This window comes from Methylobacter tundripaludum (assembly GCF_002934365.1).
Taxonomy (GTDB): domain Bacteria; phylum Pseudomonadota; class Gammaproteobacteria; order Methylococcales; family Methylomonadaceae; genus Methylobacter_A; species Methylobacter_A tundripaludum_A.
In genome coordinates this window covers 170732-194763 of record NZ_PTIY01000001.1, presented here as the reverse complement: position 1 = coordinate 194763, position 24032 = coordinate 170732, and the positions used below count along the sequence as shown (strand labels likewise).

Here is a 24032-nt window from a genome sequence, read left to right as displayed (position 1 = left end):
AAATGACAGCACAACACGCACGTACACATAGTATTGATGTAAGTTCAATTTTACGCGATCAGAAAAAAACTGATGAGCCGAACGAGCCCTGCATCAAGGTAGAGAATTTAAATCTTTTCTACGCTCAAAAACAGGCGTTGCATGACGTCAGCATGGAAATGCACAAGAAAAAGGTGACCGCCTATATCGGGCCCAGCGGCTGCGGCAAATCCACACTGCTGCGCTGCATCAACCGGATGAACGATCTGGTTGATAACGTTACCATCGAGGGCAAGATTCTGCTGGATAATGAAAACATCTACGACAAGACCGTCAATGTGGCCGCGTTACGCAGACGCGTCGGCATGGTGTTTCAAAAACCTAATCCATTCCCCAAGTCCATTTTCGAAAATGTCACTTACGGCCTTAGGATTCAGGGCATCAACGACAAGCGGATATTGGAAGAAACGGTCGAAAGCGCCTTGCGCGGCGCCGCACTATGGGATGAAGTCAAAGACCGCTTGAACGATAACGCGTTGGGTTTGTCAGGCGGGCAGCAGCAGCGTCTGGTGATCGCCAGGGCGATTGCGATAGAGCCTGAAGTGCTGTTGCTGGATGAGCCTGCATCGGCGCTGGATCCTATTTCAACCTTAAAAATTGAAGAGCTGATCAACGAGCTTAAAGAAAAATACACTATAGTTATTGTGACGCACAATATGCAGCAGGCCGCACGGGTTTCCGACTACACGGCGTTTATGTTTATGGGCGAATTGATTGAGATGGGGACGACCAGCGAGTTGTTTACCAACCCTAGAAAACAACAGACCGAAGATTACATTACCGGTCGGTACGGCTAACCAGGAGCAAGTAATGGACAACAGCAAAATAGGGCAGCATATATCAGGTCAGTTTAATAAAGAACTGGAAGATGTGCGCAACAAAGTTTTAACGATGGGCGGGCTGGTTGAGCAGCAAATAGAGCTGGCTGTAACCGCGTTCACGACGGGTGACGTGGAGATGGCCGAGCTGGTTATCAAGCAGGACAATCAGGTTGATGCGCTGGAAATGGCGATTGATCAGGAATGTATGCAGATTTTAGCGTTGAGACAGCCTGCGGCGTTCGATTTAAGATTGTTAATCGCCGTCATCAAGGTGATTAACGAGCTGGAACGCGTCGGCGACATGGCTGAGCGCATTGCCGAAATGGCGATACAATTATCGAATGCCGACAGCAACAAGCACGACCAATATTATGAGTTGGAGCACATGGCTGAATTGGTTCAGGAAATGCTGCACGGGGCCCTGGATGTATTTGCCAGGATGAATATAGAGGATGTAACGGCGATTACCGGACTGGACGAAAATGTTGACCGCGAATACGGCAGTATTATCCGGCAGTTGATCACGAAAATGATGGAAGATCCGAGAAACATCACCCGGATGCTGAATGTGCTCTGGGTGGCCCGTTCACTGGAAAGAATCGGCGATCATGCCTGCAATGTTTGCGAACATCTGATTTACATGGTGAAGGGCGAAGATGTCCGGCATTTGACCCAGGAAGAGCTGGAAAGAAAAATGAAAGAGTAGGAAAGTGAAAGGGGCGTTTCATATATTGTAACGGCCGGAGTCTGAGTTCGCCGTCATTATTTCCATTCGTGTTCTGAAAAGCGGATATTCCGAGAGCTATCAGGTATTATTTGAACTGATCAGGGTAATTATTGCTGTTTCAGTATCACTTTTTGGAGAATTGGATAGGGCTATGCGACAAACAATCAAGGCAAAACATGAGCTTCGCTTGTATGAGCTGAAAAAAGCGGTCAACGAATTTCTTGAGTTCACCGATCATTTAACCCTGCTTCAGGGGGTTAATGAGAAAGCGCAGGAGATGGTTCAGGCGGTTGAAGCCTTGCAACAGTTATTGCAGCAAGGTTTGGTTGCAAATAAATTGGTTAAGGCGGTGAATGTTTCCGATGCTGCGGCGTTGCTTGATGAGATAGTCGATGCCGATGCGGTTAGCGAATTGGAGGCTTATGTGTTGTCGGCGGCGGAAGGCGTCGAAAACCCCGAGGTGATGCAGTTTTTAACCGAAATAATGGATAAGGTTGAACGTAAATATAACCTGCTGCTTGAAAAAGCGCATGCTTACAACGCGCTTTTAAAAGATAAGTCTGCGTAGTTTTGTTCCTCCGACAGCTGGGGTTTGCCCGGTTTAATAATTTCGTTGGACGGAAAATTTTGCCAATAAAGTCAATGCTTCTTTGTAAGCGGAGTCAGGCAGGACGCTTAATGCCGCTATCGCTTTTTGCGCTTCTTCGTCCGCGCGCTGTTCTGTGTAATCAATGGCTTTAGTACGTTGCACCACGGTGAAAACCTCGTTAAACGCGTCGCGGTTGCCATTTTTGATTGCGTCAATAATGATTTTGGCTTCGTTTTCGTCGCCGTTTTGAATGGCGTAAATCAGTGGTAAGGTCGGTTTACCTTCGGCAAGGTCGTCGCCGAGATTTTTGCCCAGCTCATCTTTGCTGGCTTTGTAATCGAGTGCATCGTCAATCAGTTGAAAAGCAATGCCCAGATGTTGTCCGTATTGCGCCAGGCCTTGTTCTGTTTCAGCTGATGCCCCGGAGAGAACGGCGGCTAATCTGGTTGCGGCGCTGAATAAAATGGCGGTTTTCCGGGCAATAACTTCGAGGTATTTTTCTTCCGTGGTCTCGGGATTATTACAGTTTAAAAGTTGCAGAACCTCGCCTTCGGCGATGGCGGTGGTGGTTTTTGACAGGATTTCCATTACCTGCATATTGCCGGTACGCACCATCATTTCAAACGCGCTGGAGTAAAGGTAGTCGCCTACCAATATGCTGGCGGCGTTACCCCAGACGGCATTGGCGGATTCTTTACCTCGCCTGAGGTCGGAGTCGTCAACAACGTCGTCATGTAGCAGTGTGGCGGTGTGGATAAACTCAATGACAGCAGCCATAAGCAGGTGCTTATCGTTGGTGCCCCCCAGTGCCTTGGCTGCCAGTAACAATAGCATCGGGCGTAATCTTTTGCCGCCGCTGCCGACTATATAGTGGCCTACCTGGTTAATAAGGATAACGTCGGAACTTAACTCGTTAATAATGAGCTGATCGACGGCTTTTGCCTCAACCGTAGTTAATTGCTTAATTGAATCGAAATCAATGGGAGCAGGAGCGTTAGCGGGGGATTGTGAATGCGATGCCATTATGTCGTGTTGCGTGTAAGTTTGGGTTATTTTTCATAGCAATAGCCATGAAAATCAAAGTCTGCTAAACTATTATAACTTAATAAGGGGTTAACCGCCCATGCTATTGTTTGAGCGGGTTGATGATAATGGCTTTTTTATGCTATTTTATTAAATATTTAGGGCGTTAATTTAATTTAGATTGACTTGCCTTGGATTTAAAAATATAATTTTTTGTTCACTTTAAACAGATTAATGCTTGATGGAGCTTGCGCCGATGTATGCGGTAATTCAAACAGGTGGTAAACAGTACCGCGTAGAAGAAGGTACTTTCTTAAAAATAGAAAAACTGGAGCTAGGCGCAGGCGACAGCGTTGAGTTCGATAAAGTGCTGATGATTCAGTCTGACGATGCTGTTAAAGTTGGCATGCCTTTTATTGAAGGCGGCAAAGTTACAGCGACTGTCCTGTCTCAAGGCAGGCACAAAAAAGTCAAAATTATTAAATTCAGAAGACGTAAGCACCACATGAAACAAATGGGGCATCGTCAGTACTATACGGAAGTCCAGATTACTGGCATTTCCGCTTAAGATATTAGGAGTTACAGATGGCTCATAAGAAAGCTGGTGGTAGTACCCGTAACGGACGCGACTCTAATGCGAAAAGATTAGGTGTTAAGCGTTACGGCGGTGAGAGTGTAACAGCGGGTAATATTATTGTTCGTCAACGTGGAACCCAGTTTCATGCGGGTGACAATGTAGGCTGCGGAAAAGATCATACCTTGTTTGCAACGACTGACGGCAAAGTGGTTTTTCAGGTTAAAGGGCCTAATAACCGCAAATTTATCAGTATTGTTGCTGCATAAGACATACGACTGTATCGCGCTATAATTATGGCGGGACAGTTGAGCCGGGGAGTGTAGCCCGGCAACTTTTAAAAAACTCCGCCGTTGTTATGGCGGGGCTTTTTTTGTTTTTATCGGTTGGATTTGAAGTTTGGCGGCGTGTGATTTATGAGATTTGTTGACGAGGCGGAAGTTCGTGTTGAGGCGGGTGATGGCGGCAATGGCGCTATCGGTTTTCGGCGCGAAAAATACATTCCGATGGGTGGCCCGGACGGCGGTGACGGTGGTGACGGCGGCAGCGTTTATCTGATTGCGGCAGAGAATGTAAATACGCTGGTGGACTTTCGCTATCATGCCGTGCATAGGGCGCAACGCGGGCAGAACGGCATGGGCCGTAATTGCACCGGCCGGAAAGGCGATGATTGCTATGTGCCAGTGCCGCTCGGGACGCTGGTTTCCGATGCGGAAACGGGGGAGGTCATCGGCGATTTAACCAAAATCGGTCAGACCTTGCTGGTTGCCCAAGGCGGTTTTCATGGCTTGGGTAATACGCGCTTTAAAAGCAGCATTAACAGGGCGCCGCAAAAGGCAAGCAAAGGCACTGAGGGCGAGCATCGCAGGCTTAATCTGGAATTGACGCTGATTGCCGATGTCGGCTTGCTGGGCATGCCCAATGCGGGAAAATCCAGTTTGATTCGCTCGGTATCGGCGGCAACGCCCAAGGTTGCCGACTATCCGTTTACAACCTTGCATCCCAATCTGGGTGTGGTTAGCGTTGATGATTTGCGCAGTTTTGTTATTGCCGATATTCCCGGTGTTATCGAAGGGGCTGCTGAAGGTGCGGGTCTCGGCTTGCATTTTCTCAAGCATTTGCTGCGCACCGGCTTGCTGTTGCATGTGATTGATGTCGAGCCATACGAAAGTGCGGAGTCGCCGGTGCAGGCTGCTAAGAAAATCATTCATGAAGTCGAGAAATGGAGTGATGAGCTGGCCGCCAAGCCGCGCTGGCTGGTGCTGAACAAGATCGATCGTCTGCCTGAGGAAGAAGTCGATCAACGGTGCCAGACGATTGTCGATGAGCTGGGGTGGACAGGGCCGGTCTTTAAGATTGCGGCGATTAATGGGGATGGTACGAGAGAGCTGATGTTCGCCATCATGAATTTTTTGGAACTGCAACGGCGGGAAAAAAGTGAGCAGGACTGATTTTGCCAACGTTAAGCGGGTTGTCGTCAAAATAGGCAGCTCTTTGTTGACCAAGGGTGGGCAGGGGCTTGATAAGGTCTCCATTGCTGCCTGGGTTGAGCAGATGGCTGGTTTAAGGCGGCAATCTATCGACGTGATCCTGGTTTCTTCAGGCTCCGTCGCGGAAGGCATGTGCCGTCTAGGCATGAAGGCGCGACCCAAGACCTTGCATGAATTGCAGGCGGCGGCGTCTGTCGGTCAAATGGGCCTGGTGCGCGTTTTTGACGATAATTTCCAGCGGCATCGGCTGCATGCGGCGCAGGTGCTGTTAACGCATGATGATCTGTCGGACAGACAGCGCTATTTAAACGCCAGAAGCACGTTGCTGACTTTGCTTAAGCTTGGCGTGGTGCCGGTTATTAATGAAAATGATGCGGTGGCGACCGAAGAAATCCGCTTTGGCGATAATGATACGCTGGCGGCGCTGGTTGCTAATCTGGTCGAGGCCGATCTGCTGATTATTTTGACCGATCAAAAGGGTTTGTTTACGGCCGATCCCGGTTTAAATCCCGAGGCGAAATTGATTTCTGAGGTCAGTGCTAATGATGATCGGTTGGATGTGATGGCCGGTGACAGCCGTAGCGGTTTGGGTCGGGGCGGCATGTGTACCAAAGTGCGGGCGGCGCGGCTGGCGTCCAGATCTGGGGCGGCCACGGTGATTGCTGCGGGCGCTGTCGATAATGTTATTGCCGCCGTCATTGCTGGAGCCGATTTGGGTACCCATCTATTGCCGGATATAGAGCCGTTGGTAGCCAGGAAGCGCTGGCTTGCCGGGCAGTTGCAGGTTAAGGGACAGTTAGTTCTGGATGCGGGCGCGGTCAGGATGTTGAAAAATGAAGGCAAAAGCCTTCTGGCTGTCGGCGTTAAAGCGGTATCGGGCCGGTTTGAGCGCGGCGAGTTGGTTTCTTGTATGGATGAAAGCGGCTTGGAGATTGCGCGTGGGCTGATTAATTACGGCAATGCCGACGCCCAATTAATAGCAGGCAAGAGCAGTTCGGAATTTGAGGGTATTCTGGGCTATTTCGACGATTCTGAGCTGATCCATAGGGACAATCTGGTGGTAATTTAAGTCGGTTTTGGTGGGGCAATAAAAAAGGCCGTAACTCAATGAGTCCGGCCTTTTTTATTGAGTAAGATTAAAGCGATTAAGCGATAGCCTTTACTTTTGCGTTCAGTCTGCTTTTACCGCGTGCGGCTTTATTCTTGTGAATAATGCCTTTGGTAACTGCGGAATCGATAATCGGCACAGCAGTGTTGTATGCGGCTTGCGCTTTTTCTTTGTCGCCCAGCTTAACTGCGGCAATGATCTTTTTTATAAATGTGCGTAAGTTGCTACGTTGTCCTGCGTTGCGAATACGGCTTTTTTCCGCTTGTCGCGCACGCTTTTTAGCTTGTGCTGTATTAGCCATAGTTTCTCGATTCTTGGTGGTAAGTTAATTAAGCCTTACATTATCTTTATAAATGCTATTATTGTCAAACTTTTTAACGCATCATAACGGGAGCGGCGTTGAGCAGGCAGCTTTTTAAGTCGACGGTGGTGGTCGGCAGTATGACCTTGATTTCACGGATACTCGGCTTTATCCGGGATATGTTGATTGCACAGATTTTCGGCGTGGATTCGGCAACAGACGCTTTTTTTGTGGCGTTCAAAATTCCCAATTTTTTGCGTCGCTTATTCGCCGAGGGCGCTTTTGCACACGCCTTTGTTCCGGTGCTGTCCGATTACAAAGAGCGGGGCAGCAAGGCCGCGTTAAAACAGTTTATCGATAAAACCGCCGGAACGCTGTCGGTGTTTTTACTGCTGATTACCTTAGTTGGCGTAGTGGCAGCCCCTGTTCTGATCATGCTGTTGGCTCCGGGGTTTATGTGGCAGGGAACGCAGTATGAGCTGTCCGTGCAGCTGCTGCAAATCACCTTTCCCTACTTGTTTTTTATCGCGTTGGTGGCTTTTGCCGGCGGCATTTTAAATGCGCATGGAAAATTTGCGATTCCCGCCTTAACGCCGGTTTTCCTCAATATTTGCATGATAGCCGCCGCGATCTGGCTGGCGCCTTTGATGGACGAGCCGGTTACCGCCTTAGCCTGGGGCGTTTTTGCGGCAGGCATCGTGCAGCTGTTGTTTCAGCTTCCCGCGTTGATGCGCTTGGGGCTGATGCCAAGACCAAGGTTGGGCTTTAACGACTCGGGCGTTAAACGGATTATAAGTCTGATGCTGCCGGCGATTTTTAGCGTTTCAGTGACGCAGATTAACTTGCTGTTGGATACCTTGATTGCGTCGTTCTTAACCGTCGGCAGCGTGTCCTGGCTGTATTATTCCGACCGCCTGGTGGAGTTTCCGTTGGGTATTTTGGGCCTTGCGCTGGGGACGGTCATTTTGCCGAATTTAGCCAAAAGCCATGCTGCGGAAGACACCGCCGCTTTTTCAAATTCACTGGATTGGGGATTGCGGCTGGTCGTTTTGGTAGGCTTGCCCGCCACCATTGGATTGGTGATGCTGGCAGAGCCGATGCTGTCGACGCTGTTTCAATATAATGAATTCGGCGTCAGCGACGTGCATTTTACAGGATTAAGCTTGAAGGCTTATTCGCTGGGTTTGTTGGGTTTTATCCTGATCAAGGTGCTGGTGCCGGGCTTTACCTCGCGCGGCGACATGAAAACGCCGGTTCGCTACGGCGTTTATGCGATGCTGGTCAGTCTAGGCCTGAATCTGGCGTTGGTTTTTCCGCTGGCTCATGCGGGGCTGGCGTTGGCGACTTCGCTGGGCGCTTTTTTTAATGCCGCTTTGTTGTTGAGAAAATTGCACAGGGACAAGGTTTATCATCCGGCTGAGGGTTGGTGGCTGTTTTTAGCCAGGGTATCGCTGGCTGCCGGGGTAATGTCCACCGGCTTGTATCATTTTGTTGATGCCGGTTGGTGGTATGGCTGGAATTCGACAGCGCGAGTAATCAATCTGGTTAAATGGATAGGGATAGGATTGATCGTTTATACCGCGACATTGCTGTTAACGGGTTTAAGAGTAAAGCATCTTGTCGGACAGAAACATAGTTAAATTTAATAACTTGGACTTAACTTTACATTGTAAAACTCCTATTTAAACAATGCCGACAACGATAAAGTAGCTCGCTAGAGGTAGGCAAGACCGATAGAGATTTCCAAAGCGCTCAGTATTGATCCTTCGTTTTGTGCCGGGCTCAGTTGGGGAGGGCGCTAAAGTCGAAGGCTATGTATTATTGGATGGCAATTGTTCCTGATTTTGCTATAGTGCTTGGGATGCCCTTAAACCAGCGGGTTGCGTATGAACAGAACCACCAAACAAATTTGGCTCGCCTGCGCGCTGCTTGGTTTTGGGGTGCTGGCCGCTGTTTTCGCCAGCCTTCAAATTAAACAGAGTATGGAGGCGGATGCTCTACGGCAATTCTCCTTTACTTGCGACCAAGTCGCCCTGAAGATTAAGGAGCGTCTTGGCGCTTACGCCTTAACGCTGCGCGGCGGCGCTGCGCTTCTTAATGCGTCAGACGCCGTTACTCGCCAAGACTGGCGCGCCTACACGGAAATATTGAGCGTGCAGGGCAGCATTCCCGGCGTACAGGGTATCGGCTTTGCCCAAGTCATTACACCCGATCAGCTGAGCGACCACATCGCCCGCATTCGCCGTGAAGGATTCCCCGATTACAGTTTGAGTCCATCGGGCGACCGCGCCATATACACCGCTGTCGTTTATATCGAACCTTTCCGCGACCGCAATTTGCGCGCGTTCGGTTACGACATGTTCTCCGAGCCGGTAAGGCGAACCGCGATGGAGCAGGCGCGGGATACCGGCGAAGCGGCGTTGTCCGGTAAGGTCGAATTGGTGCAGGAGACCAGCGTCGAAGTTCAGGCGGGAACCTTGATGTATGTCCCCGTTTATCGCAAGGGCATGGCTCACGACACCGTCGAGCATAGACGAGCAGCGTTGAATGGATGGGTTTATGCGCCATACCGGATGAACGATCTGATGGCCGGGATCTTGGGCGATTGGCAGCATCGTGAAGGCCAAGCTATCAACCTGCAGATTTACGACGGGCCGCAAGCAACCCCAGCATCGTTGCTATTCACCAGCAAGATCGTCGCTACGCCGGACATGCAAGTGCTGCTCCAGCAGCAGCGAACCATTGATTTTAACGGCCGACAGTGGCTGTTGGCATTTGATCGCATGGGCGCAACATTCGATATCGGCTATGCGCCGGCCTGGACCGCCTTGTTCGGTGGTGTTGCGTTCAGCATCCTGCTGTTCGGCTTGATGTTGTCGGTGATCAATACCCAAGTCAATGCTGCCGGTATCGCCAATAACCTGACCCAAGAGATCAGACGCCGTGAGCAATTGTTGGCCGAAAGCGAATATCGCTGGCGGTTCGCGCTCGAAGGCGCCGGCGACGGGGTATGGGACTGGAGCTTGGCGGATAACACGGTGTTTTTTTCCAGGCGCTGGAAGGAAATGCTCGGTTTTTCCGAAGACGAGATCGGTAATAGCCTGGATGAATGGAAAAAACGTGTCCACCCCAGCGATATAGCCGAAACGTTGCTCACTCTGCAAGCGTATTTTGAGGGCGGGATTCCACTTTACGCCACCGAACACCGTGTCATTTGCAAGGATGGCAGTTACAAATGGATGCTCGATCGAGGCGTGGTGGTCAGCCGCAGTGATGACGGCAAACCCTTGCGCATGATTGGTACGCATACGGATATTACCGAGCGCAAGTTGCTGGAGGATGAACTCCGGCAAAGTCAAACAGAGCTGCAAGAAGCTCAGCGTATCGCCCAGGTTGGCAGCTGGCAGCTGGATCTGGTTACCAATCAGGTTCATTGGACGGAGGAGCTTTACCGGATATACGGTCTCAACTCAAAGTCGCCGCCGCCGGATTACACCGAGCAGTTTCGGTTGTTTACCCCTTCGAGCTGGAATAAAGTGAATAACGCAATAGCCAAGGCAAAAAGCTTGGGAATACCTTACGAACTTGAGCTGGAGACTATCAGGGCCGATGGGGCGCATGGCTGGCTATGGGCGCGTGGGGAGGCTGTTAGAGATGAGAGTGGCGCTATTGTCGGACTCCATGGCGTGGCGGCGGATATTACCGAACGCAAACAGGCGGAATTGATGTTGAAAACCGCGAACACCGAAAATCAGCGATTTCGCGATGCGCTGGATCATGTTTCCTCATACATTTACATGAAAGACACCCAATTCCGTTACGTTTATGCCAATCGCCCAACGTTGGAGTTGTTTGGTTGTTCAGCCGATGAACTGGTGGGATGCGACGATAGCCGCTTTTTCCCGCCGGATACAATCAAGCAGCTGCGAGAGATTGACTCTCGTGTGTTCAAAGGCGAGCAAACGACGGAGGAAGTTGAGGTTATCTATGCCGAGGGAGGGCGCCGCGTCTATCTGGAAGTCAAAACGCCGATTTACGAAGACGGCGAGAGCAGGGCGATTTGGGGATTAATGGGGATTTCCACCGATATTACCGCGCTCAAGGAGAATGAGCAGTATCTTGAGCATGTCGCCCATTACGACGCTTTGACCGGCTTGCCTAATCGTGTGCTGCTGGCTGATCGTCTTCATCAGGCCATGACCCAGGCTCAGCGACGCGGACGGCAACTGGCGGTGGCTTATATCGACCTGGATGGTTTCAAGGCTATCAACGACAGCCATGGACACGATGCCGGCGATCAGTTGCTGATGTCCGTAGCCACAAACATGAAGCAGGCGTTGCGTGAAGGCGACACCCTTGCCCGTTTGGGCGGTGACGAATTCGTCGCCGTTCTGCTCGACTTGGCCGACAGCGAACACAGCATAACGATGCTCACCCGCCTGCTCACTGCGGCGGCCGAGCCCGTGCATTTTGGTGCGTTGCTCCTCCAGGTGTCGGCCAGCGTCGGCGTCACTTTCTATCCCCAGCAGCAGGATGATGTGGACGCCGATCAATTACTGCGCCAAGCGGATCAGGCAATGTATCAGGCCAAGCTGGCCGGTAAAAATAGCTACCACATTTTCGACACCGAGCAAGACCGGCTTACCCGTGGGCATCATGAAAGTTTGGAACGCATCCGGCATGCCTTGGCGGAACGGGAGTTCGTGCTGTATTACCAACCTAAGGTGAATATGCGCAAAGGTACGGTCATCGGCGTTGAGGCGCTGATTCGCTGGCAACATCCGGACAGAGGGCTGTTGCCGCCGGCGGTATTTTTGCCTGTGATCGAGGATCATCCCCTGGCTGTCGAGTTGGGCGAGTGGGTCATCGACACCGCGCTGACTCAACTGGAGTGTTGGCGAGAGGGCGGGCTGAATATTCCGGTCAGCGTCAATGTCGGTGCTCGGCAGTTACAGCAAGGTGACTTTGTCGAACGGCTGCGCACTCTGCTGGCGCGGTATCCCGGTATCAAACCGTTCTCGCTGGAGCTGGAGGTGCTGGAAACCAGCGCACTTGCCGATTTGGTCCAGATTTCCCAGCTGATGGAAGACTGTCGCGACATCGGCGTCAGTTTTGCGTTGGATGATTTCGGTACCGGTTATTCTTCGCTAACTTACCTGAAACGCCTGTCAGCCGACATGCTGAAGATAGATCAGAGTTTCGTGCGCGACATGCTGGAAGATCCTGAAGATTTGGCTATTTTGGAAGGTGTGCTGGGACTGGCGGCCGCCTTCCGCCGGCAGGCAATAGCCGAGGGCGTGGAAACTGTGGAGCATGGAGAAATGTTGTTGCAACTCGGTTGTGAACTTGCACAAGGCTACGGTATCGCCCGTCCGATGCCGGCCGATGAATTGCCGGAGTGGACGGCCGTCTGGAAACCTGATCCTTGCTGGTTTGGTTTGAAGGCTATAAACCGTGCCGATTTACCGCTGCTTTATGCGGGGGCCGAGCTTCGTGCTTGGGCGGATGCTTTTGAGGTTTCTCTTGCCGGAGAGCGGAACGCGCCGCCGACGTTGGACCATCACCAATGCCGCTTTGGCAAATGGCTGGATTCCGGTGGCTTGGCTGGCCGAGGTTCGCCGTCAGCCCGGCAGACAATCGAGTCATTGCACCGGCAGGTGCATGAATTGGCGGCAGAGCTTGGCAATCTCAAGACCCAAGGTCAAGGCTACGAAGCAAAGATGGGACTGGGTGAGTTTCACCGGCTGAAAGACGCCTTGCTTAAATGTTTATACGCACTCTGGCGCAAGGGCTAGACGACCAATCCGAGGGGATGTTGTTTATGGACGAAATAGGATGGCAGATCCAGTTGGAATGATCTTTTGAAGCAGCCGGATTACATTCTGCTGATAAACGCCCCGCAACGATGGGGCGTTCGGTTATTGATTTAAGCATCAATCCTGCGTTAGCCTAACTTCCGCTTCGCGGTATTTCGCCGCGCAGTACCCGGCCACTTCTGCCGGTAAATGCGGCCCTGGCGCAGTTTTATCCCAATCCAGCGTTTCCAGGTAATCTCGGACATATTGTTTGTCGAAACTGGGCGGGCTGATGCCGACCTGATATTGATCGACGGGCCAGAAGCGCGATGAATCGGGCGTTAACGCCTCATCAATCAGGTATAAAACGCCGTTATCGTCGACGCCGAATTCGAATTTGGTATCGGCAATAATAATGCCCCGCTCCTTGGCGTAGGCGGCGGCTTCCTTGTACAGTTTCAAGCTGGCGTCGCGCACTTTTTCCGCCAAATCCCGGCCCATCAATTCAACGGTCCTTTCAAAAGAGACGTTCTCATCATGGTCGCCGACTTCGGCTTTGGTGGACGGCGTATAGATAGGTTCCGGCAGTTGCTGCGCCTGCTGCAAACCTTCGGGCAGTTTAATGCCGCAGACGGCGCCGGATTTTTGGTAATCTTTCCAGCCGGAGCCGATCAGGTAGCCGCGCACGATGGCTTCGACCGGCAGCGGCTTCAATAACTTGACGACGATAGCGCGGCCTTCAATTTGCGCGCGCTCGGCGGCATCGGGAACGACCTGTTCCAGCGGAATATCTGACAAATGATTGGGAATCACCTGCTTCATTTTTTCAAACCAGAAATTGGATACGTTGGTCAAAACACGGCCCTTGCCGGGAATCGGGTCAGGCAAAATGACGTCAAATGCAGACAGCCGGTCGGTGGTCACAATCAGCATGTGCTGGTCGTCAATGTCGTAAATATCGCGCACTTTGCCGCGGGCGCGGAGCTTTAAGGACGACAGTGTTGATTGGTATAAAGCTTCTGGAGCGGTCATAATTTCTCGCCGAGTGTCAAATAGGGTGATTTTATCAGTTGTTGGCGCAACCCAAAAATAATCTCGCAAAATGTCGGGACTGATGGGCGAATGCATCGGTTCTTTTCGACATCAAACTGACGGTGATATTTTAGCTGATTGCGGCCTAGGGTTGTGCGGCCTCAAATACGGCTGTGCTATTCTAGGCATCTTATTAAACGGTTAGAGTTGCATAGTGGAAATATATCTTGTTGGCGGTGCGGTGCGCGATCAATTACTTGGGCTTCCGGTCAAGGAGCGGGACTGGGTGGTGATCGGCGAGACCCCGGAATCCATGGTGAAACAAGGGTTCAGGCCGGTGGGCAAGGATTTTCCGGTATTCTTGCATCCGCAAAGCCGTGAAGAATATGCGCTGGCCAGAACTGAAAGAAAGACCGCGCCCGGTTACAAAGGTTTTACCGTGCATGCATCTCCCGATGTCAGCCTGGAACAGGATTTGATACGCCGCGACCTGACCATCAATGCGATGGCGATGACGCCGGAAGGCCTGCTTGTCGATCCTTACGGCGGGCGGCGCGATCTTGAGCGACGCATTTTCCGGCATATTTCACCGGCATTTGCCGAAGACCCCGTGCGGATATTGCGTATCGCCCGTTTTGCGGCCCGATACGCTGATCTCGGTTTCACGCTGGCTGAGGAAACCCGCGTTTTGATGCAGTCTATGGTGACGGCAGGGGAGGTGGATCATTTGGTTCCTGAGCGGGTATGGGCCGAACTGTTTAAGGCGCTGAACGAGAAATCGCCCAGCGCTTTTTTCTATACTTTAAAAGACTGCGCGGCGCTGGATAAAATCTTCCCGGAAATAAGTTGTTTATTTGGCGTGCCGCAGCCGGAAAAACACCACCCGGAAATCGATACCGGCATTCATGCCATGCTCTGCTTGGAGCAGGCGGCGCTTTTGTCGCCGAGTCCCGAAGTCAGGTTTGCGGCGTTGGTTCACGACTTGGGCAAAGGTCTGTCGCCGGAAGCAAACTGGCCGCATCATTACGCACATGAAACTCAAGGTTTGCCGGTATTGGAGCGGATGTGCGCCCGCCTGCGCGTACCGAACTCGTTTAAATCGCTGGCTATGCAGGTCATGCAATACCATACCCACTGTCATCGGGCTTTTGAGTTACGCGCTTCAACAATAACCGATATGCTGGCCGCTCTGGGCGCATACAAGCCAAACAATAAGTTGCCTGAATTTTTGCTGGCTTGCGAGGCGGACGCCAAAGGCAGAACCGGATTTGAACATTCACCCTATCCTCAGGCCGGACTGCTGAGCGCCGCCGCCAAGGAGGCGGCATCGGTCGATATGTCGGCTATTCTGAACAGTGAACTTAAAGGCGCGGATATTGGCGAGGCGATACGCCGCCTCCGAATTAAGGCTGTTGCGGAGTTTATTAAATCGGAATAAAAGTCTTCATTTCCGCCTGTATCCCTGTAGGAGGGCGGATGTTTTGAAGCCGGTTTAAATGAGAAAAGAAATATTTATGGAATCCGGGCGGCAGTAAAGTTGCTGATTAACAGGTGAAACAAGCGGACAGCGGGCTTCGGACGGGAAAGCGTTTTGAGGCTGATGCCTGGGCTTTCGCCATGTCCGCAGAGCATTGATGATTCAGAGTCCACAGAAACCATTGTTTTAGTCAAGATCCATCGGCTAAGGGAATGGTTTCGCGGTTGCCCGGCTGTCTTCAGGAGATTGAATCAATCCGGCTGACAATCTCGCTGGACGCCAACTCCAAGCCCTGCTTGTAACATTCGCTGGCCCTGTCCTTGTCGCCTTGGGCAAACATCAAGTCGCCGAATAGTTGATAAGCCGGAACGGTAGGCTCTATTGAAAGACTCTTGGTCAGGTAGGTTGTCGCTTTTTGGTTGTCGCCGCATTTCATGCTCAACTTGCCGAGTACGGTCAGGAACACGGCGTCCCGTGGGTGCATAGGCAGCCACTGCTCGGCTGTTTCGAGCTGTCTTGCGACGTCAATCGACTGAACATTGCCATACAGTACGACCAGCGTTTGATCCCAGGTTGTCGACAAGGCTCTGGACAAGCCGCCTTCGACTTTTGCGCCCGCCCCTGCGTCAATCATCGCGGCAAAGTAAATGGCCGAAACGCCTTTCATGTTTCTGATGTAATCGGGAATTTCCGACCACAGCGATTCAATTTGATCAACATTGCCGGTCTCGGCCGCCTGCTTTAACAGTTTGCTGAATGCTTCGGTTTCCAGCAGTTTTATCTCTGCTTCCATCAGCACCTTATTAGTGTTCAGCGATGGAATCAGCCTGCGGACGCCTTCCCAATCGCCGGCTTGTTGATAGGCTTGGTGTAAGAGTTTCAAAACGCTGGCGTGAGTCGGGTCGATGGAATGCAGCCGCGTCAGTGTTTCCAGGGCTTGCTCGAATTGTTTGTCCGACAAATGCAACTCGGCCTGGGTCAGGCCTATCGCTACGTCCGAGCCCGGCGCCTGGTCGGCCGCCTTTTTCAGGTATTCATCTCTTTTGTCGTAGGCGCCGCGAGATTGTGCAGCTCTTGCCGCGGTCAGATAATGGATCAACGGCGCGCCGCTGTGCGAGGCATGCTTGATCAATACCTTTTCGGCTTTTTCCCAGTTGCCTTCGGCGGAATCGACCAAGCCTGCAATCAGGGCTTCTTGGGAGCGGTTGAACTTGATGCTTTTGCCGCGGTTTTTGATTTGCCCCGGCAGCCTGAGCAGCCAGCCTAGAAACCTGAAGAAGATATAAAGCACGAAAAATCCCATGATCAGGCTAACCGAGAAAACGATTAACGATGTTTCAAGGGACCAATAGCCGATGCCGATCAGCACATAGCCGGGATTTTCAAATCCGCCCAGCCATTTATAAGCAACAAAAGCGGCGGCAACGGCAATGAGTAGGGAGCCCAGAAAATACATTATATTTTTCATTATGTACTCTCTGGATTAATGTGCGGCAGGCGCCGCTTCAATCGGTTGTCGAGCCGGGTCCTTCGGTAACTGCTCCTTGCGTTGCTCTACCTCCTGCGTCCGTGCAGTCGTACCGGCCTCCACACCTCCAGCATCCTTGGTAGTCGCCGGTGTCTCGGTAGGCTTTTCGGCTTCAACTGGAGTCACGGCTTCCCCTGACTTTGTTGTTTCAACAGGTTTTTCGACTTGAACCGGTTTGGTTTTTTCAACAGCCGGCATGGCCTTGTCGGCTTCCAGTCTCAGTTTAGTAATGTCCCTGAGCATTTTCAACGACAGACTGATGTCGGGAAAGTGGCTGCGGATTTTAATGGCGCTAAATTTGTCCAGTTCGGCAATGAAATTGCCGGTTTCTGTGTTTTTGGCAAAATTTTGTTCGGTCCACTTTTTTGCATCGGCTAGGCTGGATTGATAAAGTTGCTCGTTTTGCTGAACCAGAGCGATTTTGACCATTTCCAGTTTTACCCTTAACTGCTCGCGGATAAACTGGGCTTGTTCCGGCGTTAATATTTCCTTGATTGGATGTTCGATGTGCCGGATAGTCACCACCTCTTCCAATTGGTCCAATGCAGAATCAATCAGGTTCCGCCCTTCTTTATCGGCCGGCTCTTGTGCCGGCTTAGACGGGGTCAATGTTTTCCCGGTATAAGGCAAAAATAAGGTTAATTTATCGACCTGAGTTTGCAGTGCTTGAATCGAGGCATACATCCCGACAACATCGGCAACGGCAACATTACGGATAGCGCTAATATCCTTGGCGATTTGTTCGCGGATTTTAAATGTTCCCGCATCCCCGCTTTCTCTGAGACGTTGATCCGCCGCTTCCAGCGCTTCACGGGTGGTATTGACATCGCCCATTAAATACAGGCGCTGATTGGCTATGCTTAGCAAATATTCCGAATCGGCAATTAACCAGTCGCCGCGTGTCTTGCCTAATTGACGCTGCACCTGGGAAATTGCACTGTTTAATTCATTGCGGGCGCCGTCCAGCTTTTCGGTATGCAAGCGGGAGAAATCCGCCAGGGTTTGGGTGAAATGGGCGTCTTTTCCGGCAGCATCGGCTTCTACGGTCGCGAGTTGGGATTGAATGGCGGCCAGTTGCGCCTGATAACCGCTAATCTGTTTTGACAGCTCAATCAGCTGCATATCGCCTTTGTTGACTTCGCCGCCTAAATCGTCCTGTTCGGCACGCAATTGCTGAAAAAGATAAAATCCGGCGCCGGCTATGCTTATGATGATGAACAGCACAATGATCCCAAGCCAGAGTCCGCTACGAGACTTGCGAGCCTTGCTGTTTTCGCTCACAGTCTGTTCTTGTTGTTCGCTCAATTCGGCCACTCTATTCCCCTGTCACACACGTTTATTACTGTCTCAAGAATTGCCGTGTCGATAGGACTATCCGTCACAGTAATTCGATTAAACCCCATATCGAAGGCTTGTTGCCTGATTCTATCGCTAACCACCACCAGGGGTATTGATAACAATAGCTTATTATTTTCACCCAGCATTAAGCTCAAGTTTTGCAACGCTTCGGCACTGGTCACGGTAATGACGTCCAGGCGGCGTTGAACCAGCAACTCGACAACCGGAGAGCTATCAATACAGGGAGTTATTCTTTTATAGACTTCCAGATAGTCAACTTCTGCGCCTCTACTGCGCAACGCGGTTGCCAACTGTTCGCGTCCGCCTTCGCCGCGAACGATTAGACAATGCTGCCCGTCGACCCGCTGCAACTCCGGCGTCGCCAGCAAGGCTTCACTGTTATGTCCATTTTCAGGCAGCAGATCGACGGGCAAACCGGCCATTTTAATGGCTTGCGCCGTAGCTTGGCCCACTGCGGCAAAACGCACGGATTTTGTGCGGGGTATTTTGCCATCATTCGCCTTTAGAGCAAAATTTACTGCATTGGCGCTGATGAAAATAACCCAGTGGAACCTGTCCAGATTCGCCAGCGTAGATTGCGTCCGGTCGTCATTCCGTGCAACGATTTCCAGGGTAGGAAACCGCACGGCTATCCCGCCCTGCTGCTCAATTAAACGGCTGAGGTTTTCCGCCTGGTGCTCAGGCCGAGTCACTAAAATATGCGTGCCGTTCAAAGCCATATTTAATCGAACAGCGCTTGCAGAATTTTATCCGCGCCTTGAGCCAGCAAGTCTTCGGCAATCATTTTGCCGATAGCTTCCGCTTTGTCCACGCTATCGGTCCGTTCAGACCGATAGATCAGGCTGCCGTCAGGATTGCCGACCAATCCGCGCATGAACAGCTGATCGCCCTGCATTTGGGCAAAACCGGCGATCGGGACCTGGCAGCCGCCATTCAAACGCGCGTTCATGGCGCGTTCGGCCATCACGCACAGCCCGGTTTCGCTATCATGCAATGCAGTCAACATCTGATTGATTTCCAGATCATCGCTCCGGCATTCTATGCCGATAGCGCCCTGGCCGATCGCAGGCAAACTGACGCCTGCATCCAGGCCTTGGCTAATACGATCGGCCATGCCCAATCTCTTTAAACCGGCTGAAGCCAGGATAATGGCGTCGTATTCTCCGCTATCCAATTTGGACAAACGGGTATTGACATTACCCCTTAACGATAATATTTCAGCATCGGGGTAAAGTTCTTTAATCTGGCATTGCCTGCGCAAGCTGGATGTGCCGATTCTGGCATTTGCAGGCAAATCATGTAAGGCCGAATAACGGTTGGAGACAAAAGCGTCGGTAGGATCTTCACGGGTCAAAATAGCCGCCAGGTGCAAGCCGCCAGGAAACTCTACCGGCACATCTTTCATCGAATGCACGGCAATATCGGCAAAACCGTCCAGCATGCCCTGCTCCAATTCTTTGACAAACAGGCCTTTGCCGCCGATCTTGGCTAAAGGGGCATCGAGAATTTTATCGCCCTGTGTGGTCATTGTGACCAGTTCAGTCCTGCACCCCGGAAATGTTTGCTGCAAACGTTCAGCGACGTGCTCCGCCTGCCATAACGCCAATGGGCTCCTGCGCGTTGCGATACGAATAATTTTTTCAGTCAAAAGAACACCATTCATTTCTAACAATAAATCGTTTCATTGTACCCCTTGTCGGTTAATGACGGCTAATCGAACTTGAATTTCTTGTCTGCGAGAATGTCGATAAGAAGCGTGAGTTTGGGACGGGAGCTTTGTCCGCAGGGATATGGTAAGGAGCGTTAGCAGGGACAATGGCTTTAGTTGTATAATTTATATTCAATTGCAACTCACCACAAACACATCATGACCAACGTTAATTCCGACAAACTTTCCAGCGCCCGTTTTGCCCAAGCAACCGATGCCTTTGTCGAGGTATTCACCGCGTCTGTCGATTTTGACCAACGCATGGCGCAGCAGGATATTGAAGGATCTATCGCCCACGCCAAAATGCTTTGCGCGTGCGGCATTCTGACCGAACAGGAACGCGACGCGATTATTGGCGGCCTTAACCAAATCGGTCAGGAAATAGTCAGTGGTGAATTTGTCTGGTCGATCAAGCAGGAAGATGTTCATATGAACATCGAAGCGCGGCTGACCGATTTAATCGGTATTGCCGGCAAAAAACTGCATACCGGGCGTTCCCGCAACGATCAGGTCGCGACCGATATCCGTCTTTACCTGCGCAGTGAGATCAACCAGATTTTAAGCCAGCTCACTCGCCTGCAAACAGCCGTTCTCGATTTGGCCGAGCTTCATGCCGACACCATCATGCCCGGCTTCACCCATTTGCAGGTCGCCCAGCCGATCACTTTCGGCCATCATCTGATGGCCTGGTTTGAAATGCTCAGCCGTGATCGCGAAAGACTCCAGGATTGCAGCAAACGCGTCAACATCATGCCGCTGGGCGCTGCGGCATTGGCCGGAACCAGTTACCCGATAGACCGCCAGATGACTTCCGACTTGCTTGGCTTCAGCCGTCCTTCAGCGAATTCGCTGGATTCGGTCAGCGACCGCGATTTTGCGATTGAGTTTACGGCGGCCGCCAGCTTGATCATGATGCATTTATCGCGCTTTTCCGAAGAGCTAATCTTGTGGTCCAGCGCCCAGTTTGACTTTATCGAGATGCCCGATGCCTTTTGCACCGGTTCCTCGATTATGCCGCAAAAGAAAAACCCCGACGTACCCGAACTGGTGCGCGGCAAATCAGGCCGGGTAACCGGGCACTTGGTTTCGCTGCTGATGCTGATGAAAAGCCAGCCCTTGGCTTACAACAAAGACAACCAGGAAGATAAAGAACCGCTTTTCGATACCGCCGACACATTGATTAATTGCTTGCGGGCTTATGCCGACATGGTCCCTCATATCGAAGCCAAAAAAGCCAATATGTACAACTCTGCCAGACGCGGCTTTGCCACGGCTACCGACCTTGCCGATTACCTGGTGCGTAAAGGCATGGCGTTTCGTGATGCGCATGAAGTCGTGGGGCTGGCGGTGCGTTTAGGGCTGGACAGTCAGCGCGATTTATCGGAGCTGTCGCTGCCGGAGTTGCAGCATTTTTCAAGTTTGATCACGGATGATGTGTTCGATTATTTAACCTTGGAAGGTTCGGTTGCTGCGCGCAAACACATTGGCGGTACAGCTCCCGATACGGTCAGGCTCGCCATACGGACAGCGCGACAAGACCTGGCTTCAATATAGAATAACGTTTGAGTCATGATCAGGCCACACCAAGAGCGCCCCATTCATTTAGGTTCGCCCGGCGAAGAAATCAGCATACAAGACCTGCAAACGATCAAACACCGATTCAAACGCTTGAACCAGCTTCGCGAGCAGCGTGTTCAGGACTTCCTCCTGCCCCGGCAACAAGCGTTTTTAGACGTATTGGCTCTGCTTTTTCACTGCAACTTTCCGATGCTGCCGGGATTTATTTCCTCGACGACACCGGCCGGAATACCAGAGTATAACCCCGGCATCAGGACTATCAACGCGGCCAAACAACTGGCAAAAAATTTCAACTACACCCGCCCGGTATCACTCGTTTATCCTATTGAAGGGCTGTTCTTAATGGGCAGTGTCGGCAGTATCGCATTTTCCAAAACCAGCGACATGGACATTTGGTTATGCCACCAATCCGACTTATTGCCGGGCGCGATTGATGAGCTGCAAAAAAAAGCTACCGCAATAGAGGTCTGGGCTGCATCGTTAGGACTGGAAGTGCATTTCTTCCTGATGGACAGCAAGCAGTTTCGGCTCGGTGAAAATACCCCCATTTCCACCGAAAGCAGCGGTCAAACCCAGCATTACCTGTTGCTTGAAGAGTTTTACCGGACAGCGATTTACATTGCGGGAAAAAGTCCTGCATGGTGGCTGGTCCCTCCCCATGAAGAAAGCAATTACACGGGCTATATCAAGCACTTAATTGATAATCTGTTCATTCCCGAGCATGAGTTGATCGACTTCGGCGGCTTCGACGCCGTCCCGGCGGAAGAGTTTACCAGCGCAACCCTTTGGCATCTTTATAAAGCGCTGCATTCACCGCACAAGTCATTATTGAAACTGTTACTCATGGAGTGCTATGCCAGCGAATATCCCCAAACAGGATGGCTTTGCCAGGACATAAAAAAGGCCGTTTATCAGGGCGATTTCATGTCCGCCGATCTCGATCCGTATTTGCTGATTTACCAAAAAGTCGAAAGATACCTGCAAAAAGCGCATAGTCACGGAAGACTGGCCTTGGCCCGGCAATGCTTTTATTTAAAAGTGATGGGGTCATCCGACAATACGATGGACTCCCAGACCAGGGCCGCCAGGGAAAAATATATGCAGCATATTGCCAAGCTCTGGAATTGGCCGGTATCCACTATTGAGAATCTTAAGTATCAGCGGCTATGGAATATAAAAAAAGCAACGTCGGAACATGCCGTTATCGTACAGCAATTGACTCAGTGCTACCGTATGATCATGGGCTTCGCCAGGGACTACGTGGCCCAAAACCAGGAAAACAGTAACGATCTGAAATTAATCGGTAGGAAGCTCCATGCCTTTTTGGAAAAAAGGCCGGGCAAGATTGAAATCATTACCACGCGCTCGGAAGTTTATTCAAAAGAAAGCGCATTATCTATCGTAGAAAATCGTCTGCCCGACGGCGACGATGGTTGGGCTCTGTACTTGAAAAATGTACAGATGGCTACTGCCGGAGATTTTGAGCCGATACAAAAATGCAGGACGCTGGTTGAAATTCTTTGCTGGCTGGTCATCAATGGGCTCTATTCCAAACAACTGCAGCTTCAATTCAGTTCGCAGTCGCTTAAAATGCCGAATGACGAGATGCATTCAACTCTGACGCAAATCAACCACTTTTTAACCCAGAACTTTAACGACGACCCGCCTTTGGAAACCTACCAAACCCCGAAGGCGCAGCTGAGTTCATTGATTCTTATCAATATGGGAATCTCGGATGATGAAGCCCTGTGCGTTATGAGCGAGCGTTCCGATGCGCTAAGCTACGGCATGAGCCGCGAGTGTTTTATTCAGACTATAAACAGGATTTCGCTGTCCAGCTGGGGTGAAATCACCTCCAGCCAGGGCGAAGGCATAGAAGGGCTGTTTGACAGCTTAACGGACATCATTAACAACAATAAAAAGCCGTTATCCCCGGGCGGCCTGAAGTTTGTTTGTCATACCCCGGCTCGCGCCAAAGGTATTATCTTTCGCGTTGAGGCGGTATTTAATACTTTGGTTAAACTTTTCGCGAAGCAATATCATAATCGCGCGCCGCGTTATATTTTGCCGGGCGGGACTTCGTTCTATGTTTTTCAGTCCGTAAATCAAACCCTAGGTTACAAAAAGCTGGCAACAAAAAAACAGCTGCTCAATGAATTAGCCCGTCCCCAAGAGCAGTTCAGCACGATTTATTTTGATCAGGCTGTCCTGGAAAATACGCCTATCCAGCTCATTTATTCGCTGAATAGGCCGCAAGTAATCCAGCTTTTCTACTATGAAAGCAAGGCGGATACGACCATATATATCGTTGATGAAAGAGGGGGCTTACATATCCAGCGGCATAACAAAGCAAACCCCGGTTACCTATTAAAACAATACGCTGTTTTTTTAGAATCAATCCTTAACCGCAACCTTTTTGAAACACTACTGACCATTGAATATTGTGAAATCAGGAAGAGTGTTGCCGGAGACTTTTCCAGTAACCCGGTGCAGTTCAAAGCAACGCCGCCAAACAGTGAATTAAACCTGCGTATCACCGGTGAAGCCACCAATAAAGGCATTGTCTATACGATCTACTGCAATGAAAAAGAGTTTTCATCGCTAGATCACGGCAATCAAGTTTTTTATGCCGCGTATCAGCATATACTTCAATTCAGGAACGGTAAGGTTAGTTATCCGATTTATATCACCGATATAGATCTGCCTTTTTCTGCATTCCGCGTCGATAACCCTGAGCAGTTGCAAACCATCCATTATTTAAATTACAAACAAAAAATAGAAGACAAATTTAATGTTTAGAGTTCCGTGGCCGGGAATTATTAAAGCGGACGGCTTGTTTAATAACAGCGATCGTTTTCCAGGTCAATAGACTAAGGATCTAAC

The 24032-nt window shown here is 50.9% G+C and carries 19 protein-coding genes; 12 read left to right on the top strand and 7 right to left on the bottom strand.

Translation table 11 applies throughout. The features are described from left to right. The first annotated feature begins 2 nt into the window (after positions 1 to 2). From pstB to B0F88_RS00935, 3 genes are all read left to right on the top strand, one after another. On the top strand, positions 3 to 836 hold the full coding sequence (gene pstB / locus B0F88_RS00945) for a phosphate ABC transporter ATP-binding protein PstB (protein WP_104422061.1): 834 nt from the start codon (positions 3 to 5) through the stop codon (positions 834 to 836). 13 nt (positions 837 to 849) lie between these two features. Further along, positions 850 to 1566 (top strand): phosphate signaling complex protein PhoU, encoded by a 717-nt coding sequence (gene phoU / locus B0F88_RS00940; RefSeq protein ID WP_104422060.1) that lies wholly within the window; start codon positions 850 to 852, stop codon positions 1564 to 1566. Between the two features lie 172 nt (positions 1567 to 1738). After that, positions 1739 to 2155 carry a hypothetical protein gene (locus B0F88_RS00935; protein ID WP_104422059.1) on the top strand — a complete coding sequence of 139 codons (417 nt, stop codon included), beginning with the start codon at positions 1739 to 1741 and terminating at the stop codon, positions 2153 to 2155. Between the two features lie 33 nt (positions 2156 to 2188). Here B0F88_RS00935 and ispB read toward each other — a convergent pair whose 3' ends face one another. Beyond that, a complete protein-coding gene (ispB, locus tag B0F88_RS00930; RefSeq protein ID WP_181049802.1) occupies positions 2189 to 3199 on the bottom strand; it encodes an octaprenyl diphosphate synthase in 1011 nt (336 codons plus the stop codon). A 256-nt stretch (positions 3200 to 3455) separates the two neighbouring features. Here ispB and rplU point away from each other — a divergent pair, with 256 nt between their 5' ends. From rplU to proB, 4 genes are all read left to right on the top strand, one after another. Next, on the top strand, positions 3456 to 3767 hold the full coding sequence (gene rplU / locus B0F88_RS00925) for a 50S ribosomal protein L21 (protein ID WP_104422281.1): 312 nt from the start codon (positions 3456 to 3458) through the stop codon (positions 3765 to 3767). 17 nt (positions 3768 to 3784) lie between these two features. Beyond that, entirely contained in the window at positions 3785 to 4042 is a 258-nt protein-coding gene (rpmA, locus tag B0F88_RS00920) for a 50S ribosomal protein L27 (RefSeq protein ID WP_104422058.1), read from the top strand. Positions 4043 to 4189: 147 nt separating this feature from the next. Further along, positions 4190 to 5224, top strand: coding sequence for an Obg family GTPase CgtA (gene cgtA / locus B0F88_RS00915; RefSeq protein WP_104422057.1), 1035 nt, complete (start codon positions 4190 to 4192; stop codon positions 5222 to 5224). Next, positions 5211 to 6332: a glutamate 5-kinase gene (proB, locus tag B0F88_RS00910; RefSeq protein ID WP_104422056.1), complete on the top strand. Its 1122-nt coding sequence runs from the start codon at positions 5211 to 5213 to the stop codon at positions 6330 to 6332. Before cgtA ends, proB begins: the two co-directional genes overlap by 14 nt. A gap of 76 nt (positions 6333 to 6408) precedes the next feature. Here proB and rpsT read toward each other — a convergent pair whose 3' ends face one another. Further along, complete coding sequence (gene rpsT / locus B0F88_RS00905) at positions 6409 to 6672, bottom strand: 30S ribosomal protein S20 (protein ID WP_006890844.1); 264 nt, start codon at positions 6670 to 6672, stop codon at positions 6409 to 6411. Between the two features lie 98 nt (positions 6673 to 6770). Here rpsT and murJ point away from each other — a divergent pair, with 98 nt between their 5' ends. After that, the gene (murJ, locus tag B0F88_RS00900) at positions 6771 to 8312 is read left to right on the top strand and encodes a murein biosynthesis integral membrane protein MurJ (protein WP_104422055.1); all 1542 of its coding nucleotides are present in this window, start codon (positions 6771 to 6773) and stop codon (positions 8310 to 8312) included. Positions 8313 to 8558: 246 nt separating this feature from the next. Next, on the top strand, positions 8559 to 12467 hold the full coding sequence (locus B0F88_RS00895) for an EAL domain-containing protein (protein ID WP_104422054.1): 3909 nt from the start codon (positions 8559 to 8561) through the stop codon (positions 12465 to 12467). A gap of 138 nt (positions 12468 to 12605) precedes the next feature. Here the strand turns inward: B0F88_RS00895 and B0F88_RS00890 are convergent, their stop codons facing one another. Further along, on the bottom strand, positions 12606 to 13499 hold the full coding sequence (locus B0F88_RS00890) for a phosphoribosylaminoimidazolesuccinocarboxamide synthase (RefSeq protein ID WP_104422053.1): 894 nt from the start codon (positions 13497 to 13499) through the stop codon (positions 12606 to 12608). A gap of 214 nt (positions 13500 to 13713) precedes the next feature. Between B0F88_RS00890 and B0F88_RS00885 the strand changes: the two genes are divergently transcribed. Further along, complete coding sequence (locus tag B0F88_RS00885; RefSeq protein ID WP_104422052.1) at positions 13714 to 14937, top strand: multifunctional CCA addition/repair protein; 1224 nt, start codon at positions 13714 to 13716, stop codon at positions 14935 to 14937. Positions 14938 to 15214: 277 nt separating this feature from the next. Here B0F88_RS00885 and B0F88_RS00880 read toward each other — a convergent pair whose 3' ends face one another. From B0F88_RS00880 to hemC, 4 genes are read right to left on the bottom strand one after another with little or no spacing between them, the layout of a single operon-like run. Beyond that, complete coding sequence (locus B0F88_RS00880) at positions 15215 to 16444, bottom strand: heme biosynthesis HemY N-terminal domain-containing protein (protein WP_181049801.1); 1230 nt, start codon at positions 16442 to 16444, stop codon at positions 15215 to 15217. 15 nt (positions 16445 to 16459) lie between these two features. Beyond that, positions 16460 to 17818: a uroporphyrinogen-III C-methyltransferase gene (locus tag B0F88_RS00875; protein WP_104422050.1), complete on the bottom strand. Its 1359-nt coding sequence runs from the start codon at positions 17816 to 17818 to the stop codon at positions 16460 to 16462. Then, positions 17806 to 18582, bottom strand: a complete 777-nt coding sequence (locus B0F88_RS00870) for a uroporphyrinogen-III synthase (RefSeq protein WP_104422049.1) — start codon at positions 18580 to 18582, stop codon at positions 17806 to 17808. The genes B0F88_RS00875 and B0F88_RS00870 overlap by 13 nt, the downstream gene beginning before the upstream one ends. A gap of 2 nt (positions 18583 to 18584) precedes the next feature. Beyond that, positions 18585 to 19526, bottom strand: a complete 942-nt coding sequence (hemC, locus tag B0F88_RS00865; RefSeq protein ID WP_181049800.1) for a hydroxymethylbilane synthase — start codon at positions 19524 to 19526, stop codon at positions 18585 to 18587. Positions 19527 to 19730: 204 nt separating this feature from the next. On the opposite strand from hemC, the gene argH reads away from it, so the two are divergent. Both argH and B0F88_RS00855 read left to right on the top strand, forming a co-directional pair. Beyond that, on the top strand, positions 19731 to 21125 hold the full coding sequence (argH, locus tag B0F88_RS00860; protein ID WP_104422048.1) for an argininosuccinate lyase: 1395 nt from the start codon (positions 19731 to 19733) through the stop codon (positions 21123 to 21125). Positions 21126 to 21140: 15 nt separating this feature from the next. Further along, on the top strand, positions 21141 to 23948 hold the full coding sequence (locus B0F88_RS00855; protein ID WP_104422047.1) for a class I adenylate cyclase: 2808 nt from the start codon (positions 21141 to 21143) through the stop codon (positions 23946 to 23948). Positions 23949 to 24032: the final 84 nt, after the last annotated feature.